15 protein-coding genes and 1 pseudogene are annotated in these 16,515 nt (G+C 59.5%); 13 read left to right on the top strand and 3 right to left on the bottom strand.

Annotated features, from left to right (window positions below):
• The first annotated feature begins 217 nt into the window (after positions 1-217).
• The 9 genes from QEH54_RS01390 to QEH54_RS01355 all read left to right on the top strand — a co-directional run bounded on the left by QEH54_RS01390 (position 218) and on the right by QEH54_RS01355 (position 7,338).
• Positions 218-520 (top strand): urease subunit gamma, encoded by a 303-nt coding sequence (locus QEH54_RS01390; protein ID WP_309016820.1) that lies wholly within the window; start codon positions 218-220, stop codon positions 518-520.
• Complete coding sequence (locus QEH54_RS22895; RefSeq protein ID WP_345785626.1) at positions 517-825, top strand: urease subunit beta; 309 nt, start codon at positions 517-519, stop codon at positions 823-825. The genes QEH54_RS01390 and QEH54_RS22895 overlap by 4 nt, the downstream gene beginning before the upstream one ends.
• A gap of 33 nt (positions 826-858) precedes the next feature.
• Positions 859-2,592 (top strand): urease subunit alpha, encoded by a 1,734-nt coding sequence (gene ureC / locus QEH54_RS01385; protein WP_345785625.1) that lies wholly within the window; start codon positions 859-861, stop codon positions 2,590-2,592.
• Between the two features lie 94 nt (positions 2,593-2,686).
• Positions 2,687-3,121: a hypothetical protein gene (locus QEH54_RS01380; RefSeq protein ID WP_309016819.1), complete on the top strand. Its 435-nt coding sequence runs from the start codon at positions 2,687-2,689 to the stop codon at positions 3,119-3,121.
• A gap of 37 nt (positions 3,122-3,158) precedes the next feature.
• Complete coding sequence (locus QEH54_RS01375; protein ID WP_309016818.1) at positions 3,159-3,848, top strand: urease accessory UreF family protein; 690 nt, start codon at positions 3,159-3,161, stop codon at positions 3,846-3,848.
• Between the two features lie 18 nt (positions 3,849-3,866).
• Complete coding sequence (gene ureG, locus QEH54_RS01370; protein WP_309016817.1) at positions 3,867-4,487, top strand: urease accessory protein UreG; 621 nt, start codon at positions 3,867-3,869, stop codon at positions 4,485-4,487.
• A 2-nt stretch (positions 4,488-4,489) separates the two neighbouring features.
• Positions 4,490-5,350: an urease accessory protein UreD gene (locus QEH54_RS01365; RefSeq protein ID WP_309016816.1), complete on the top strand. Its 861-nt coding sequence runs from the start codon at positions 4,490-4,492 to the stop codon at positions 5,348-5,350.
• Positions 5,351-5,617: 267 nt separating this feature from the next.
• Positions 5,618-6,544, top strand: coding sequence for a hypothetical protein (locus tag QEH54_RS01360; protein WP_309016815.1), 927 nt, complete (start codon positions 5,618-5,620; stop codon positions 6,542-6,544).
• 254 nt (positions 6,545-6,798) lie between these two features.
• Positions 6,799-7,338 (top strand): response regulator, encoded by a 540-nt coding sequence (locus QEH54_RS01355; protein ID WP_309016814.1) that lies wholly within the window; start codon positions 6,799-6,801, stop codon positions 7,336-7,338.
• A 55-nt stretch (positions 7,339-7,393) separates the two neighbouring features.
• Here QEH54_RS01355 and QEH54_RS01350 read toward each other — a convergent pair whose 3' ends face one another.
• Complete coding sequence (locus QEH54_RS01350) at positions 7,394-8,581, bottom strand: DEAD/DEAH box helicase (protein ID WP_309016813.1); 1,188 nt, start codon at positions 8,579-8,581, stop codon at positions 7,394-7,396.
• A gap of 159 nt (positions 8,582-8,740) precedes the next feature.
• On the opposite strand from QEH54_RS01350, the gene QEH54_RS01345 reads away from it, so the two are divergent.
• Genes QEH54_RS01345 through pelA form a run of 3 tightly spaced genes read left to right on the top strand, consistent with a single transcriptional unit; the run spans position 8,741 to position 11,586 of the window.
• A complete protein-coding gene (locus QEH54_RS01345; RefSeq protein ID WP_309016812.1) occupies positions 8,741-9,997 on the top strand; it encodes a cysteine desulfurase in 1,257 nt (418 codons plus the stop codon).
• 31 nt (positions 9,998-10,028) lie between these two features.
• Positions 10,029-10,445 carry a Fe-S cluster assembly sulfur transfer protein SufU gene (gene sufU, locus QEH54_RS01340; RefSeq protein ID WP_309016811.1) on the top strand — a complete coding sequence of 139 codons (417 nt, stop codon included), beginning with the start codon at positions 10,029-10,031 and terminating at the stop codon, positions 10,443-10,445.
• Positions 10,446-10,470: 25 nt separating this feature from the next.
• Positions 10,471-11,586, top strand: coding sequence for a pectate lyase (gene pelA / locus QEH54_RS01335; RefSeq protein WP_309016810.1), 1,116 nt, complete (start codon positions 10,471-10,473; stop codon positions 11,584-11,586).
• Positions 11,587-11,619: 33 nt separating this feature from the next.
• On the opposite strand, the gene QEH54_RS01330 is transcribed toward pelA, so the two are convergent.
• Positions 11,620-13,956 (bottom strand): M1 family metallopeptidase, encoded by a 2,337-nt coding sequence (locus QEH54_RS01330; RefSeq protein WP_309016809.1) that lies wholly within the window; start codon positions 13,954-13,956, stop codon positions 11,620-11,622.
• Between the two features lie 93 nt (positions 13,957-14,049).
• On the opposite strand from QEH54_RS01330, the gene QEH54_RS01325 reads away from it, so the two are divergent.
• Entirely contained in the window at positions 14,050-15,993 is a 1,944-nt protein-coding gene (locus tag QEH54_RS01325; RefSeq protein WP_309016808.1) for an ABC-F family ATP-binding cassette domain-containing protein, read from the top strand.
• On the opposite strand, the pseudogene QEH54_RS01320 reads toward QEH54_RS01325, so the two are convergent.
• A pseudogene (locus QEH54_RS01320) lies at positions 15,972-16,505 on the bottom strand (tyrosine-type recombinase/integrase); the annotation flags it as partial. The gene QEH54_RS01325 and the pseudogene QEH54_RS01320 overlap by 22 nt on opposite strands.
• Between the last annotated feature and the right edge of the window lie 10 nt (positions 16,506-16,515).

Raw genomic sequence — 16,515 nt, 5'->3', positions numbered from 1 at the left:
AAAATAGATCACTCATCGGCTCAGCCTCCATGCCTACCCTTAGACGCATTGCCGGGCGTGGTTCCACCAAGGGGTCGGAACGTTTCATAACATCAGAATGGACCCCGCCATCTCTTGAGGCTTGAAAACCGGGCCGTGGCCTAGATCCTGCTCCTCAGACCCTTCGCCGAGCGCCCCAAGACGCTGGCCATCAACAACCGCCACTCTCTTCTCGACTATGCACCTCTCCCCACGCGAACAAGAAAAGCTCATGGTCGTCGTCGCCGCCGATCTAGCGCGCAGACGACAAGCCAGAGGACTGAAGCTCAACTACCCGGAAGCTGTATCCATAATCACATACGAGATCTTCGAGGGCGCGCGGGACGGCAAATCGGTTTCCGAACTGATGGCCTACGGAGCTACCCTTCTCAAAAGAGATGACGTCATGGAAGGCGTCGCCGAAATGATCCATGAGGTCCAGGTGGAAGCAACCTTTCCCGACGGCACCAAACTCGTAACCGTGCACAATCCGATCCAATGATACCTGGAGAAATCATACCTGCATCCGGAAAGCCACTACAAGCCAACGTCGGTCTCGAAACCAGGACGTTAGAGGTGAGCAACACCGGAGATCGCCCCATTCAGGTGGGCAGCCATTTCCACTTCTACGAAGTGAACTCCGCCCTTTCCTTCGACCGAGAAACGACGCGCGGCTTCCGTCTCAATATCGCCGCGGGCACCGCCATCCGCTTCGAGCCGGGCGACACCAAGGAGATCGAGCTGGTAGCCCTCGCCGGATCCCGCGAAGTCTACGGCCTGAACGGCCGCGTCAACGGCAAGCTCTAGTCCCACCTCGCAAACCCATTCAGAAACTTCCCCATGAGCCTAGAATTCGATAGACGCCAATACGCCGAGATGTTCGGACCAACCGTCGGAGACCAAGTCCGGCTAGGAGACACGGAGCTCTTCATCGAGGTCGAGCGCGACCTCATCGCCGAAAACGGCGGGTATGGAAACGAAGTGAAATTCGGAGGAGGAAAGGTCATCCGCGACGGCATGGGGCAGTCTCCCCAAGCCACCGACGCGGAGGTTCTCGATCTGGTCATCACAAATGCCACCATCCTCGATGCGGTCCAAGGTATCATAAAAGCGGATATTGGGATCAAGAACGGCCGCATCTCAGGAATCGGTCACGCTGGCAATCCGCTTATTCAAGACGGTATCAGCGAAGGCATGACAGTCGGAGCCGGCACCGAAGTGATCGCAGGCGAAGGGCACCTTATCACCACGGGCGGATTCGACTCCCATATCCACTTCATCTGTCCGCAGCAAATCGACGAAGCCCTCGCATCCGGCGTCACCTCCATGACCGGTGGAGGCACCGGACCCGCTACCGGCACCAACGCCACCACCTGCACGCCTGGCATCTGGAACATCCACCGCATGCTGGAAGCGGCTGAGGAATACCCCATGAACCTCGGATTCATGGGCAAAGGCAACTCGTCCAACCCGGACGCTCTACGCGAGCAGGTCGCGGCTGGAGCGATGGGCTTGAAACTGCACGAGGACTGGGGCACCACGCCGGCCGCCATCGACACTTGCTTGAGCGTAGCGGACGAGATGGATGTCCAGGTCGCCATTCACACCGACACCCTCAACGAAGCCGGCTTCGTGGAGGACACCATCGCCGCCTTCAAGAACCGCGTCATCCACACCTTCCACTCCGAGGGAGCCGGTGGCGGCCATGCCCCGGATATCATAAAGGTCTGCGGCGAGCTAAACGTGCTTCCCTCTTCCACGAATCCGACCCGTCCTTACACGGTGAATACGATCGACGAGCACCTCGACATGCTCATGGTCTGCCACCATCTCGACTCCAAGATTCCCGAGGACGTGGCGTTCGCCGAATCTCGCATCCGCCCGCAAACCATCGCCGCAGAGGACATCCTGCACGATCTCGGAGCCTTCTCCATCATGTCGAGCGATTCCCAAGCTATGGGCCGCGTCGGCGAGGTGATCTGCCGCACTTGGCAAACCGCCCACAAGATGAAGCAGCAGCGCGGCAAGCTCCCATCCGAGCAGCACCCAGCCGCCGACAACTTCCGCGTGCTTCGCTACTTGGCCAAATACACCATCAATCCGGCGATCGCCTGCGGAGTCGCTCACGAAGTGGGCTCCATCGAAGTGGGCAAGCTGGCGGATATCGTGGTATGGAAGCCCGCCTTCTTCGGGGTGAAACCCGAGCTCGTGCTCAAAGGCGGCATGATCGCCCTGGCCAACATGGGTGACCCGAACGCGTCCATACCCACGCCACAGCCCACCTTCTACCGCAAGCAGTTCGCCGCTCATGGACGGGCCAAGCGCAGCACCTGCGTCACCTTCGTGAGCAAGGAATTCCTCAAAGAGGGCCACAACAACCAGCTAGGGCTCGAAAAGCGCCTGGTCGCGGTCAAGGGCACCCGCAAGCTATCGAAGAAGGATCTCATCCACAACGACGCCACGCCAAAGATCGAGGTTGATCCCGAAACCTACGAAGTGAAAGCCGATGGAGAAATCCTAACCTGCGAGCCGGCAAAGGAAGTCCCCCTCGCCCAGCGCTACTTCCTATTCTGACCGCGTCCACTGCGGACAGCTCACCTCATCAGATCAGCGTCGCTCGCGGGCGCCACGCCCCTCGCAATACGCCTATCCCGTCAGCGAAACTCCCATGCAGCTCATCACCTCCCATTTCCACGAAATACCTGAATCCAAAAAACGAATACCACTTAAGATCGATCGTCTCAAACTCGCCAAGCGCCGCTTCAGGGCCACCGCCAGCGACGGCGCCGATTTCGGTTTCGACCTCTCGCACCCCCTGACGCACGCCACGCCTTTTTTCGAAACGGAGGACAGCGTCTACCTCATCGAGCAAGAGCCGGAGCCGGTTCTCAAGGTTCCGTTCGCAAACGCCGAACAGGCCGCCTTGTATGGCTGGATGATTGGCAATATGCATTTCCCCGCAGCCTTCGAAGCGCAGGCAATCCTGGCTCAGGATGATCCAGCGGTGCGGCAGATGCTGGAGCGAGCGGAAATCGCGTACAGCGAAGAACGAGCCATTTTCCAACCGCCCTCCAACGCCGGAGCGCATCACCATCATCACTAGGAGCTGGGCGATCGCCTCAGCGCCTCTTTCACCTCCGATGGACATATCCTGGCTCAAGTCGATGCTGCAAACGACAGATCCGCTCTTTCCGATCGGGTCCTACGCACACTCCTATGGCATGGAAGAACTCTGCGCCCAAGGCGTGGTCCACGATCAGTCGACGCTCCTGAAGTACATCGAGACCTCCCTCCACCTCAACCTCCGAACCTTCGAGCTTCCGTATTTGCGATTCGCATACGATGCGAATCTCGCTGACGACTTCACCCTGCTCAGCGAGCTCGACCAGGAGATCGGAGCCGCTAAGCCGAGCCGAGAGATTCGCCAAGCCAGCGCCTCTCAAGGCAAGCAGCGACTGCGCCTCATCAGCAAGCTGCGGCCCACGCCACGCTTCGCTCGCCTCGCTGAACTCCAAGAGCGAAAGCAGATCACGCCCCACCACCTGAGCATCTTCGCGGCGGAAAACGTCGATCTGGAAACGCCGTTGTCTGCGACGCTCACCGCCTGGGCCTATCAAGCGATCGCCGCCCCTTGCGCCGCTTCGCTAAAGCTCATCCGCATCGGTCAGGAAGGCGCCCAGCTCGTACTCACGCAAGCCCTAGAAAACCTCCAAAGCTTGATCGACGATTCCATGTCAGTAGATCGTGAATACGCCGGAGCGTTTCTTCCTACCATCGACATCGCCTCCGATCGCCACGAACGGGCCTTCGCCCGACTTTTCATTTCCTAAGCGAACCCTTTCTCTTTCATGACCCAAGACACCAACATATCTCGCCCCGTACGAATCGGAATCGGCGGCCCTGTCGGTTCCGGCAAGACCATGCTGCTGCTGCGCCTTTGCGAAACGCTGCGCGAAGAGCTCAGCCTGGTGGCCATCACCAACGACATCTACACCCGCGAGGACGCGGAGTTTCTCGTGCGCCACAACGCCCTGCCGGCGGACCGCGTCATGGGCGTGGAGACCGGCGGCTGTCCGCACACCGCCATTCGCGACGATACCAGCATGAACATGGCCGCCATCAACGAGCTGGTAGAGCGACACCCGGATACCAAGGTGGTGCTGATCGAATCAGGCGGCGACAACCTTTCCGCCACCTTTTCGCCCGAACTGGTAGATGCGTTCATCTATGTGATCGATGTGGCCGAAGGAGACAAGATCCCGCGCAAGGGCGGTCCAGCCATCCAGCACTCCGATCTGATGATCATCAACAAGATCGACATCGCTCCCTACGTCGGGGCGGACCTAGGCGTCATGGATCGCGACTCGAAGAAGATGCGCGGCGAGCGGCCGTTTCTTTTTTGCGACCTCAAGACCAGAAAAGGTCTGGACGAAGTGGTGGACTGGCTGAAACGCGAATACCTTTTCTAGGATTGCAAGCCGCCAGCCCAACCGAACAGCCCAAGCGACAGCGCGTCGCGGGCTACCTCAGACTGTCCGTGGAGGCCGCGCCCAGCCAGCCGCACCGATTCGCCCGCAAGGAGTTCAAGTCGCCCATACACATCAGCAAACCCTATTGGGACGGCCACAGCTTGCTCCTGAACCTGATGTGCCCCACCGCTGGCATGCTCGGGGGCGACGAAGTCGAGCTCGACGTCCGCGTCGACGAGGGAGCGGCCCTCGTCCTGTCCAACCCATCCTCCCTGCGCATCCACAAAATGGACGCGCAGGAAGGGGCCCAGTGGCAGCAGCGCTTCCGGGTCGGGCCCAGAGCCCTTCTGGAGTCGAATCCCGAATGGCTCATCCTGCAGGCGGAAAGCTCCTTCGTCCAGCGAACCTCCATCGATCTCTCCACCGGAGCGGAGCTCTTTTTCGTGGAAACCATCGCCCCCGGCCGCGTGGCCCATGGCGAGCAGTTCGGCTTCCGCAGCTTCCGCAATCGACTTCAGCTTCGCTACGAGGGTCAGCTCGCGCTGGACGAGAAGTTTCATATCCGCCCATCGCAGCAAACGGATCTGGGGTGGATCGAGCCCGCCCACGGCAAGCGCCCCTTCTACGCTTCGCTTCTGCTCTGCTCGCAAACCCTGCAGGACGACTCCCCGCTGTGGCAGCGGATCTACGAAATGCAGGACGAGCAGACTTTGATCGGCTCGAGTCGCCTGGCGCATGGCCCCGTATGGAGCGTCAAACTGCTCTCATCCAGTTCGCCCGCCATCCGAGCCAGAGTGGAAAGCATACGCCAGCTCTTCTACCAGCAAATGGGGCGCCCCGCCCAGAAGCTGCGTCGCCAATAGCTCTGGCAGCGAACTGGCAGCATCCAGAATCCGCTCCGAAACGAAGAAGTAGACAGGGCCCGACTTGGCCCCCCAAGGATCGCTCGACTCCGCCCGGGACTCCGATCGAACTTTATCCATTTACCTGCGTCGCTTTTTGAACAAATTCAGCCGCAGGGTTTCTCCTTAATCTGTCACATCATTCCTCTCGCCATGAACCCTCCATCCCCCTCCCAATAGCGCCGCGGGCAGTTGCGTCTCCGCTATTTGACTACAACCTCTCTTCAAGTGTCCTTCGGCCTCCTCAACCGCAACCCGAACGCCCTCGCGAGACTGCTGCTCGCCCTGAGCGGCCTCCTACTAAGCTCCTGCGCCCAGGTGAAGGTGGCGAACCCGAAGACCAATCTGGAGCTAGCCCCGGCCCCTTACTTCCACACCGAAACCGGCATCTACTTTCCCGGAGCTCTCGACGAGCTCTTTCGCCAGCCCATCGTGCTGCTCGAAGAGCGCTCCCCTGGCCTCGGGGTGGCCATCTCCTACCGCAACAACCACGCTCGGCTGGATGTATTCGTTTACGACCTACAGGCGAGCGTGATCCCCGTCGGCATCGATAGCGAAGTGATCGAGGACAGCTTCCAAAACGCCATCGACGATATTCGCAAAGCCACCAAGAGGCGCATCTACTCGAACTTCGTGCTGCGCGAGACCGGCACCCGGACGCTTGCCGGCACCGACTTTCTGTACGCGGATTTCACCTACGGCGAAGATCTGTTCCAAAAGGACGGACACCTGCTCGTGGCCGGCGTGAACGGCCAGATCATCAAGATTCGCTCCTCCATCACCATTCCCTCCGACCACGATGTATGGAGAGCCATCGGCTACCTCGCTCGGGCCATCGAGCAGAGTCGAAGACGCGGCTACGGGGGGCTCACCTTGGCCGAATTCGAATCCATCCGCGAGTCGCTCGCTCGCATCGATCTGAGCGACGGCTTGCAAGAGCAGGAGGCGATCTCCATCGCCCAGATGGAACTGGTCAACCGAAAGCGGCACCATCGCTTCGATCCGAAAACCGCCACGCTGCTGGAAACGGACGACTCCTCGGAGCAGCGCGTGCAGTTTTCCCAGTACCCCAGCGCCCACGACACGCCCATGCCGTCGCTGGTAACGGTCGAGATCAGCCCAGATGGCAGGGCCTCGCTGAGCGAGTCGCCCTAGAATCCGGCGACGCGAGAGGACCGCCGAGCGCGGATTTTGTAAAAAAAAGCGGCGCGAGCATTTGCAAAGCCGCTTCATTTTCATCTTATGGATAGCGAGTCGCCCCGCCAACCAAAGAACTGACGCACCAGCAACCTCAACCCAAACGACCTTCGATCAAGCGCCCGAGATCCGAGCGCTCGAACTGAGCCTCCTCGCTCCTCCACCCAAGTGAATCGCTCAGCTTGCCCTAGAAAGTCTTCCGATCCCTAAACATGTCAGCCGCGACAAACGACATCGACCTCGCCTCCCTGCAAAACCGCTCGATTCTCCTCATCGACGACAACCACGCCATCCATCGAGACTACAAGGCGGTGCTCTGCCCCGAACAATACGATAGCGCCGGGCAGAAGCTCGACGAGCTCGAGGACATGCTCTTCGACGATCAGCCAAAGAAGCAGCGCCGCCGCATCCGCAATTTCGTACTCCAGTCAGCCTTCCAGGGCGAGGAGGCCTTCGAGATGGTGAAGAAGCACCTGGCCAAGGGCGTGCGCTATCCGCTGGCCTACGTCGACATGCGCATGCCCCCAGGATGGGATGGACTGGAGACCATCGAAAACCTGCGCCAGGTCGATCCTCAGATGAACTTCATCATCGTGACCGCTTATTCGGACCACACCTACGATACGATCGTCGATCGACTTGGTCCCTCCACCCCGGCGCGAATCCTCTACAAGCCCTTCGATCCGAGCGAGATCTACGAGATGTCCTACAAGATCCTGCGCGAGTGGAACGACCGCAACCACGGCGGTTGAGCAAGCTCCCCCTCCGAGGAGCTTCCGAAAAGGAAACCGGTTCTTCCGCGAACGACTATCCGCGGCGCAGCCGACTGCGAGCCCCGCCCGCTGCCGCCTTCTCCTGGGCGTTGAACAGGGCGGAGTACATGTAGTTGAACCCGTCCAACTTTTTGCGCTCCACCTTCTTGCCGATGAAATGCTCGATGGCGGCGGCGTTTTTCACCTCGTCCTCGGTGAGCAAAGTGAACGCGTCCCCTTCCTTCGAAGCGCGACCCGTGCGGCCGATGCGGTGCACGTAGTCCTCCGCATGCAGCGGCACGTCGTAGTTGATCACATGGGTGACGCCGGCGATGTCCAAGCCGCGAGCCGCGATATCAGTCGCTACCAATACTTCGAACTTGCCATCCTTGAAGCCCTTGAGGGCCTCGGTGCGTTCGCGCTGAGTCCGGTCCGAATGCAGCACGGCGACGCTGTGGTTCAATCGCTCCAGGCGGCGGCTGATCATGTCCGCGTTGAACTTGGTGCGGCAGAAGATGAGCACGCTTTCGAAATGGGTGCGCTGCAGCAGCTCGATGAGCAGCTTGTACTTCTGGCGCTCCACCACCGGGTAGAAGGCATGGCTGACCGTTTCCGCTGCGGAACGCGACTGGCCGATCTCCACGATCTTCGGATTGTTGAGCACCCAGTTGGTTAGGGTCTTGATGGCTGGCGGAAGCGTAGCGGTGAAGAGCAGTGTCTGACGATCCTTGCTGCAGCGTTCCACGATGCGCTTCACGTCAGGCAAAAAGCCCATGTCCAGCATGCGGTCCACCTCGTCCAGCACCAGATAGTCCAAGTCCTTGAGCTGCAAGGCTCCCTGCTGCAAGTGATCGAGCAAGCGCCCGGGCGTGGCGACGATGATTTCCGCCCCGCGCTTAATCATATCGAGCTGCCCGCCGTACTTCACGCCGCCGTAGATGAGGCCGATTTCGATGTTGAGGTGCTTGGCGAAGGTGCCGAGCGATTCCTCCACCTGAGCCGCGAGCTCGCGAGTGGGCTCCAGAATCAGGCACTGGAACGGTTTACCCGGCTGAATGCGCTGCAGGATCGGCAGGCCGAAGGCAGCGGTCTTGCCAGTGCCAGTCTGGGCCGAGCCGATGAGGTCGTGCCCCTCCAAAATCAACGGGATCGCCTGCTCCTGAATTGGGGTCGGCTGAGTGAAGCCAAGGTCGCTGAGAGCGCTATTGATTTTGTCTGATAGACCAAGTCCTGAAAATGGCATTGGGGCTATATGGGAGCCCTTCCCCCGAGAGGCAAGTTCCGAGTCACGTCAAGATGATCAGCGAAACGTATCCCTAAAACGCCCAGCAGGGCCGCTTCGGCAGCGCCATTTTATTGGACAGCGCCTCGTTGACTGGTATAGCTCCAAGACCAAGCTACCATGTCAAACGCAGCCAAACAGATCACGCCTCCCGCTATTCCGGACGCCTTGCAGTCGGTCCGAAGCGACTTTCCGATCCTGCAGCGACAGGTGCACGGAAAGCCGCTCGTCTACCTGGACAACGCCGCATCGACCCAGAAGCCGCAACAGGTCATCGACGCCATCACCCGCTACTACTCGCAGGAGAACGCAAACATCCACCGAGGGGTGCACCTGCTCTCCACCGAGGCCACCGGAGCCTACGAAAACGCTCGCGGCAAAATCGCCCGCTTCCTCAACGCGGAGAGCGATTCCGAAATCGTTTTCACCCGCGGGGCCACCGAGTCCGTAAATCTGGTCGCCCACTCCTTCGTGGAGCCCATGCTGAAAAAAGGGGACGAGATCCTCATCTCCGCCATGGAACACCACGCCAACATCGTGCCCTGGCAGCTGCTTTGCGAACGCGTCGGCGCCACCTTGAAGGTTATACCCGTCACCGACGACGCCGATCTAGACCTCTCCAACATCGACGAGCTGCTCACCGAGCGTACCAAATTTTTCAGCATCGTCTGGGTCTCCAACGCCATCGGCACCGTGAACGACATCCAGCCCTTGCTGAACAAAGCGAAAGCTCTGGGCGTCCCGACATTGGTTGACGCCGCCCAAGCCGTGCAGCATCAGCCAGTCGACCTGCAGGCCTTGGGCTGCGATTTCCTCATTTTTTCCGGCCACAAGGTTTACGGGCCCACCGGTATCGGCGCTCTCTATGGGAAGGCCGAGCGACTAGCCGCCATGCGCCCGTACCAAGGCGGCGGAGACATGATCTCGCACGTATCCTTCGAGGGCACCACCTTCAAGGAGCCGCCTTCCCGCTTCGAGGCGGGAACCCCGCATATCGAAGGGGCCATCGGGCTGGGCGTGGCCATCGACTACCTTTCGGCAGTCGGACTCGAAACCATTCACGCCTACGAAACGGACCTGGTGGAACACGCCGTCGCTCGCCTCTCCGAAATCCCAGGGGTGCGAATCATCGGCCATCCAAAAGTCCGCTCGGGCGCCATCTCCTTCACCATGGGCGAGGCCCATCCCCACGACATCGGGACCGTGCTCGACACGGAGGGGGTAGCCATCCGCACCGGACACCATTGCTGCGAGCCGCTCATGCATCGGCTCGGCGTCCCCGCCACAGCTCGAGCATCCTTCTCGCTCTACAACACCCCCGCGGATGTGGATGCTCTCGTCGCGGCTCTGAAAAAGGTCTCCATCCTGTTCGCGTAAGCGCGCGTCCAGTCGCCTCGCATCTCCGCCGGTGAACCCGCAACTGCAACAGCTCTACAAGGAAACGCTGCTCGCGCACAGCAAGAGCCCACACGGCAACCACGAGCTCGAAGACGCTCGCAACGCCACGCTTAGAAATCCCTTGTGCGGGGACGAGATCACCGTGTACCTAAAAACTGGAGACAACGAGCACCTGCACGTCTCCTTCACCGCCCAGGCCTGCTCCATCTGCGTGGCATCGGCATCCATGATGGCGAAGGAGCTCAACGACCAGACAGCGGCCCAAGCTGGCGAACTGGCAAAGCGCTTCGTATCCAATTTCAAGGACGACATCGAATCGCTCAAGCTCGAAGGCGACCTTGCGGCTCTCTCTGGCGTGCACGCCTTTCCCAGTCGCATCCGCTGCGCCACCCTTCCGTGGGAGGCGGCCAAATCCTTGCTCGAATGAACCTCCTTCATCCTCCGCACGCCCCATGCGACTCCTACCCTATTTCATCTTTGCGATCTCGCTCTGCCAGATTCGGGCAGAGGACATCGTCATTCCTATCGACGGATTCTCCGATGCCATCCATCACTGGCAGAATCGACACGGAGACGATTACCCACGCCACGCGCTGAACGATATCGAAGCCATCAGCGACAACCTGCTGCTCTACCAGCGATCGAATGGCGGCTGGAAGGAAAACGAGGATCCCCTGCGCATTCTGAGCTCGCAGGAACGTCTTGCCATTTTAGACGAAAAGCAGCTCGACGATACCAGTTTCGACAATCGGAACACGTACTCGCAAATCGAATACCTCGCCCACGCGTATCAGGCTCTCAATGACGAACGCTACCGCAAAGCGGTCTTCGAAGGGCTTCGCTTCATCCTAGAGGCTCAACTTGCTTCCGGAGGCTTCACCCACTCTCCGCCCCGAAACGACTCCTACCGCGGCCACATCACCTTCGCCGACGAAGTCATGCCGGGCGTGCTTTCAGTCCTCAAAAAAGTTCGCGACGCCGCGAAGCCGTTCGAATGGATCGAAGACCGGGACCTTATCGAAGCCTGTGGCGATGCGGTCGAAAAAGGCGAGCGCCTGATGCTCGATCTGCAAGTCGTTCAGGACGGGAAGCGAACCGCCTGGGCAGGGCAATACGATGTCGCCACCTTGCAACCGACTCGCGGACGCTCCTTCGAGCTCCCCAGCATCGTGGCCTGGGAAAGCGTGGCCGTCGTGGAGTACTTGATGCGCATCGAGAATCCGGATCCGGAAGTCGTCGACGCCATCGAAGGCGCTATCGATTGGTTCCAGCGTTCCGCCCTTAGCGGCATTCGCATCGAACGCCCCGAAATCGAGCCCGTACCGTTCACCTATCACACCGCGACAGTCGACCCCAGATTGGTCAGCGACGCCGACGCTCCTCCGATATGGGCCCGCTTCTACGACCTGAATACGAACCAGCCGATTCTCGCCACCCGCAAAGGCCAACGCGTCTCGAGCTACGCGGAAATCTCGCTCGAACGCCGTAGCGGCTACGCCTGGTACGGCTACTGGCCTCGCAAGCTTCTGGAGAGAGACTACCCGCGGTGGAAAAGAGAGCTCCGCTAAAGCGTAGCTTGGTCGCCCTCGAAAGACGCCAAACTACCGCTCCGCCGGCTCCTCCGCCTTTTCCTCGTCCTTGTCAGGGAACAAGGCCTCCCTCATCGGATTGTCCTCCTTTTCGTCCTGCTTCAATTTGAAGCGGCCCTCTCGTATCGGTCTAGGGAATACATTGTTCTCAAGGTCGGAGTCTGCGAAGGCGTTCGCTCGATCAAGCTCAACGCTGACAACCGGCATTTCCGCAATGATCGGTACGCGGACCGAGCTCTTTCCAGGTCGCCAGATGTCGACCGGGATCTCTAGGCGACGCTCCGATCCGTCCTCGAAGGTGACGTCTAACACCATAGGCATCGGGATGCCGCCCACATTTTTCACCGTGGCCACATAGATCCTCCCATCGAACTGCAACAGGTCACGCTGCCAATCCTCCAGGTCTTCCAGCGATGACTGATAGTCCTCCACATCCTTCTCCAGCACCTCGAACTCGTCGTAGCCGTAGTACCAGTCCTGCAGCTCCTCCTTCCGCGCGGCGTAGTAGGTCTCGCCCTCCAATCGGGCGATCATCGGCGTATCCGGATTCTCATAACGCTCCTGCTTGTCCCAGGCCTTGCTCACGCTCGGATCGCCATCGTCGAGTCGAAAGAGTTCTACCGATTCCAAAGACAAATCCACATGATCGGTTCCGTAGAACCACGCTCGCCAGAACCAGTCCAGGTTCGTCCCGCTAGCGTCTTCCATTGTTCGGAAAAAATCTGCTGGCGTCGGACGCTTGAAGGCCCAGCGACGGGCGTATTCCTGAAAGGCGAAGTCGAACAGTTCCTCGCCCAGGATCGATTCCCGCAACAGGGTCAGCCCCAGAGCCGGCTTGCTGTAGGCTTGATAGCCGGGCCAGGTCAAGTTGTCGGCCGCCACCATAATCGCAGGATCCTTGGAGCCATCCATGCGATCGATGGTCGACTTCACGCTGCGGCGGTAGGCCTCCCTAAGCCGTGGATCGAATCGAGTGGTGGCGATATCTTCGACAAAGGAATTCAACCCTTCGTCCTGCCACATCCACTGTCGCTCGTCGCTGTTGATGATCATGGGAAACCAGTTGTGTCCCACCTCGTGCACGATGACGGATATCACATAGTTTCGCACCCGCTCCGGATAGGTCTCCTCCTCGTCGATGTCCCAGCTGGACTGAAACGAAATCATCGGATACTCCATACCGTAAACCGGCCCCCAAGTCGACCAAGCGACAGGATAAGGATAGTTGTATACGACATCCGAATACACATCGAGCGTCAACGCGATCGCCTCGGTCGAGTAGCGACTCCAAAGGGGAGCCGCTTCTCGTGGGTAGGCGCTCATCGCCATCACCGACTTTCCATCGATCTCCACCGCCATGGCGTCCCAAGCGTAGCCGCGCGAGGCGGCGAAGGCGAAATCCCTCACCTTCTCAGCCTTGAATCGCCAAGTCCGCTTCCCTTCAGCTGGACTTTCCAATCTTTCGGCTGCCTCTTCCAAGGTCACAATCATCACCGGAGCGTCGCTCTCACGAGCGGCCTCCAGGCGGCTACGCTGCTGCCCGCTCAACACCTCTCGTTCGTTTTGCAGCTCTCCCGTCGCGGCGACCACGAAATCCTCCGGCGCCGTGATGGACACCTCGAAATCGCCAAACTCAAGGGCGAACTCCCCCTTATTCATATATGGCTTCACCTGCCAGCCCTCCTCGTCGTAGTAGGCGCACATGCGCGGGTACCACTGAGCGATCTGATACACGTAGTCGCCACCTTCCAGCTGCTTGCGTCCAGTTCTGCGGGCAAAGGCTTCATCGACGATCGGATACTCCCAATCGATTTTGAGCACGATCGATTCTCCGCTGCTCAAGGGCTCCGGCAGGTCGACTCGCATGTTCGTTTCCACGATCGCGAAAGGCAACGGAGCTCCGCCTCCGTCCGTCACCGCCCCGAGGCGATGTCCGCCTTCGAAGTCGCGCTGGTAGAGAAACTCGCGAAAGTCGCGATCCAAGACCTCCCTCGGCTCCTCGGGCTTCCCCTCGAAATTCGGACCCTGATCGCTCAACACGCCCTTGGACTGGCGGGAAAACATATTTTGGTCCAACTGCAGCCAGAGGTAGCTCAAGTCGTGCGGCGAATGGTTCACATACTCGATGGACTCCTTCCCGATTATCATCGAGCGCCGCTCATCCAATTCCACTTCGATACGGTAGTTGGCTTCCTGCTGCCAGTAGGCTGGCCCGGGCGCCCCGGAAGCCAGACGAGCCTCGCTGGGAGACGGCCAGCGATTTCCAAGTTGCCCGAAGGCGCCATCCGCGAAGGACAGCGAAGCGAAGCCTCCGAACAGGAGGACGAGGTAACAGCGTTTCAAGATCATGGCAGCTCCCTAGAAAAACCTCGCTGGGCCGGAAGGCAAGATCCCCTTGCCCTCCGGCCAATCCCTCTCCACCACTCTCAGTTCGCGATTCACATGATCACCCTGCAGAACATCACCCTTCAATACGGCGAACGCTACCTCTTCCGCAAAGCGACCGCGACCATCGGCGCTCGCGAGCGCATCGGTCTGGTCGGGGCCAATGGAGCCGGCAAGACCACTCTGCTGAAGCTCATCGCCGGGAAAGAGGCCTACGACGACGGCTCGATCGACAAGGCGAACTACGTGACCATCGGCTACCTGCCCCAGGACGGCATCGCAGCCCATGGCAAAGCCTTGTTCGACGAAGTCCAGAGCGCCTTCGGAACCGTGATCGATCTGAACAAGCGTATCGATGAAGCCAATCTGCGTATTCAGAAACTGGATTCCTCATCCGCAGAATACGCGGAGACATTGGAGCTTCTTGGAGAATGGGAGCTACAGCTGGAGGACATGGACGTATCCAGAATTCCAGCTCGCATCGAATCAACCTTGCTGGGACTGGGCTTCAAGTCCTCCGACCTGAAGCGCCAGACCGAAGAATTCTCCGGGGGCTGGCAGATGCGCATCGCTCTCGCCAAGCTGCTGCTCGCCCAGCCTTCCCTGCTCCTGCTCGACGAGCCGACCAACCACCTCGACGTCGAATCTCAATCCTGGCTGGAAGGCTTCCTCCAACGCTACCATGGCTCCATCCTCGTGGTCTCTCACGACCGAGCCTTTCTCGATGCCCTCACCACTCGCACCTTCGAGGTCTACCAAGGCACGCTAACCGTCTATTCGGGCAACTACTCATACTACGAAAAACAAAGCGTGGAGCGGCGGGCCCAACTCGAAAAGGCCTACGCCAAGCAGCAGCGGGAGCTGGCGAAGACCGAGCGTTTCATCGAGCGCTTCCGAGCCAAGGCCACCAAAGCGCGACAGGTGCAGTCTCGCATCAAAGCTCTTGAGAAAGTCGATCGCATCGAGATCGAGCAAGAGCAGGATCAGGTCGCCTTCTCATTTCCCACGCCGCCTCGCAGCGGACAAATCGTCATCGAGACTAAGAACCTTTGCAAGGCCTACGGAAACCTCAACGTCATCCGAGGGGCCGATATCCGCATCGAGCGCGGAGATCGCATCGCCGTGGTAGGCGTCAACGGCGCCGGCAAGACCACTCTCGCCAAGATTCTCGCCGGGGTGGAGCCCTTCCAATCGGGTGAACGTATCGTAGGCTCGAATACGAGCATATCCTATTTCGCCCAGCACCAAGCCGACGAGCTGGATCCCGAGCTCGACATATTCGAAACCATAGAGCGCGTCGCGGAAACCGGAAACAACACATCGCTGCGCACCATCCTAGGCTCCTTCCTCTTTCAAGGCGACGAAGTCTTCAAAAAGGTGAAAGTCCTCTCCGGCGGCGAACGCAACCGCGTGGCTTTGGCCAAGATGCTGGTCCAACCGGCGAACTTTCTCATCCTCGACGAACCGACGAACCACCTGGATATTCGTTCCCAGGACGTGCTCCGCCGGGCGCTCGACGAGTTCCCCGGCACCTTTCTCATCGTCTCGCACAACCGCGACTTCGTCGATTCGATCGTCACCAAGGTGCTCGAGGTCCGAAAAGACGGCCTCCAACTCCACCCTGGCAACGTATCCGATTATCTGCGACGCATCGAATCCAATCGAGTCGATCTTGAACGCGATTCCCCGAACAAGGAGTCCGCATCGACTAGCTCGACTAAAAACGCGTCTCAGAATCCCAAGGAGCTACGTCGCCAGCGGGCCCAGCTTCAAGCGAAGCTGAAGCCGCTCAAAGACAAGGCCAAGCGGCTCGAGCAGGAGATTGCCGATCTCGAGTCTCAGAATTCCGAATACGAACAGCAAATGGCGGATCCCGATTTCTACAAGGACGGAGATCGCGCCCAAACGGTCTTGTCCACCTACGAATCGAACAAGAAACGCTTGGAGCAAGCCTACGACGAGTGGTCCGAAATATCGGATCAGCTTGCCGAGGCGGAATAATCGTTGAAGTCGAGCGGGCTTTCCGCCTCTTTTTTGGTCCTGCTTCGAAGGGTGTGCGTGTACACCATGGTGGTCTCCACCGAACTGTGCCCCAGCAACTCCTGAATGGTGCGAATGTCGTAGTTCGCTTCCAGCAAATGGCTGGCGAAGCTGTGACGAAAGCAATGGGCCGTCACTCGCTTCGTCAAACGCGCCGCTCGACTGGCCCGCCGGATGGCCTCTCCCAGCTTCTTGGGGTGAGCGTTGATCCGCCTCAACTCCTCTGTCTCTGGCACCAGGTACAAGCGACGCCTGGGAAAGAGCCATTGCCATGGCAGCTCCTTGGCGGCATGGCGAAACTTGCGACCGAGTCCAGTCGGCAGATACGCTCCATCGAAGCCACTCGCCACATCCTTCTCAAGCTGTATCCGCACTCTCCTTACCTGATCGCTCAAACGCTCTACTAGACATTCGGGCATGGGCACCACTCGGTCCCGCCTCCCCTTGCCATCGTGCACCGTAACCCTTCGCTGCGCAAAGTTG

This window comes from Pelagicoccus sp. SDUM812003 (assembly GCF_031127815.1).
Lineage (GTDB): Bacteria > Verrucomicrobiota > Verrucomicrobiia > Opitutales > Opitutaceae > Pelagicoccus.
Note: the sequence above shows the minus strand (reverse complement) of the source record. Positions and strands in the feature narration are given on the sequence as shown.